Origin of the sequence: Desulfonatronospira sp. MSAO_Bac3 (genome assembly GCF_003838035.1) — a bacterium.
In the GTDB taxonomy this organism is placed as follows: Bacteria; Desulfobacterota; Desulfovibrionia; order Desulfovibrionales; family Desulfonatronovibrionaceae; genus Desulfonatronospira; species Desulfonatronospira thiodismutans.
This window is the reverse complement of sequence record NZ_QYZY01000236.1, coordinates 1-1,268: the sequence shown is the minus strand read 5'-3', so window position 1 is coordinate 1,268 and position 1,268 is coordinate 1. Positions and strand designations below refer to the sequence as shown.

Genomic DNA, 1,268 nt, shown 5'->3' with positions numbered 1-1,268 from the left:
TTGGGGACGGATACATATATTCCCTTCCTGGAACCGGCAGGCTGGGCATAAAAGATGAAGAGCTCATGGATACCCTGCTTATGTATGTGCGCCAGAGCCTGGCCGGGCAGGAGTACCTCTCCCTCCTGAGCGAAAGGCTGGAAGAGGCTCTCAGAGATTTCGAGTATGATTTTTTTACCCTGAATATTATACCCCTGGAGGATGATGTCCGGGCGCGCATAGAGATCCGCGGACAGGGAGTGCACGGAGATCCTCCCCAGCGTGTGGGCAGCCTGGTGCTCAATGTCAGTGGCCTGGAAGATACTTTGAACCATGCCCTGGATCTGGGAATCACCGGAGAAGACGCCGCCAGGAGGGCGCTGGACGACTGGCTGGATTTTTGACCCCGACCTTTGACCCGTTTATCAGTGTTTTGAACTGTTACCCAAAAGACGGAGTGAATCATGGACAAGAAGATTCTGTGTTTACTGGCAGTGCTGGTTCTTTTGCTGGCATCATGTACAAGGCACCATGTGACTGCGGACACCACCCACAAGGTGGAAATCGCGCCCATTCACGTTACAGTGGACATCAACCTCAAGGTGCAGAAGGCCCTGGATGATGCCCTGGCCTTTCAGGGCGGCATGGAGGATATTTTTTCCGAGGAAGAACTCAGACAGTTGCAATAGCTTCTAATCAGAAACCACGAGGTGAATACCATGCAGAATAGAATCTGGACAGTGCTTTTAGTTTTTTTGCTGGCTTTTTTGTTGGGAAGTTCCGCAGTCTGGGCCCAGAACAGGAGCAAGGATGAGGTGGTGCAGAGCATGAAGGACCGCCATTCCAGCCTGGTGCAGGCCAAGGACCAGGGCCTGGTGGGCGAGGCCTGGAACGGAATGGTGGCTGTAGTGGATCAAGGCGCTCCCTCCCGGGTGCAGGACCTGGTGGACTCGGAAAATTACGACCGCAGAGAGCTTTACCAGATAATCGCCGCGGATACGGATACATCAGTGCAGGAAGTGGCCCTGCAGAACCGCATCCGCATGTATCGCCTGGCTGATGACAACCATTATGTCCAGGACCAGAACCGCAACTGGGTACGCAAAAAGGATTTCAAGAACTAACCATCATGAGCAGCAAGGAATATAAAAGTTCCTGCAGGGATGGATCAGGCCTGCCCGGGCAGGAAGACCTGTTCCAGATCTTTCACGGAGTGAACGAGGCCCTGTTCATCCATGACCGAAAAGGCCGCATCCTGGAGCTGAACCAGCGGGCCATGCAGATGTTTT

The 1,268-nt window shown here is 53.6% G+C and carries 4 protein-coding genes; all 4 read left to right on the top strand.

Annotated features, from left to right (window positions below; genetic code table 11):
• Positions 1-383 (top strand): hypothetical protein (locus tag D5S03_RS08205; protein ID WP_287043407.1); only part of this gene is annotated, 383 nt, incomplete at its 5' end.
• Positions 384-443: 60 nt separating this feature from the next.
• Positions 444-668, top strand: a complete 225-nt coding sequence (locus D5S03_RS08200) for a hypothetical protein (RefSeq protein ID WP_287043405.1) — start codon at positions 444-446, stop codon at positions 666-668.
• A gap of 30 nt (positions 669-698) precedes the next feature.
• Positions 699-1,103, top strand: coding sequence for a YdbL family probable chaperone protein (locus tag D5S03_RS08195; RefSeq protein WP_287043404.1), 405 nt, complete (start codon positions 699-701; stop codon positions 1,101-1,103).
• A gap of 5 nt (positions 1,104-1,108) precedes the next feature.
• A partial coding sequence (locus tag D5S03_RS13790) for a PAS domain-containing protein (protein ID WP_353745152.1) occupies positions 1,109-1,268 on the top strand: 160 nt, incomplete at its 3' end.

Bases quoted from the DNA above. Each gene is read 5' to 3' on its own strand.
- D5S03_RS08200 (WP_287043405.1), top strand. From the start codon at position 444: ATGGACAAGAAGATTCTGTGTTTACTGGCAGTGCTGGTTCTTTTGCTG.
- D5S03_RS08195 (WP_287043404.1), top strand. From the start codon at position 699: ATGCAGAATAGAATCTGGACAGTGCTTTTAGTTTTTTTGCTGGCTTTT.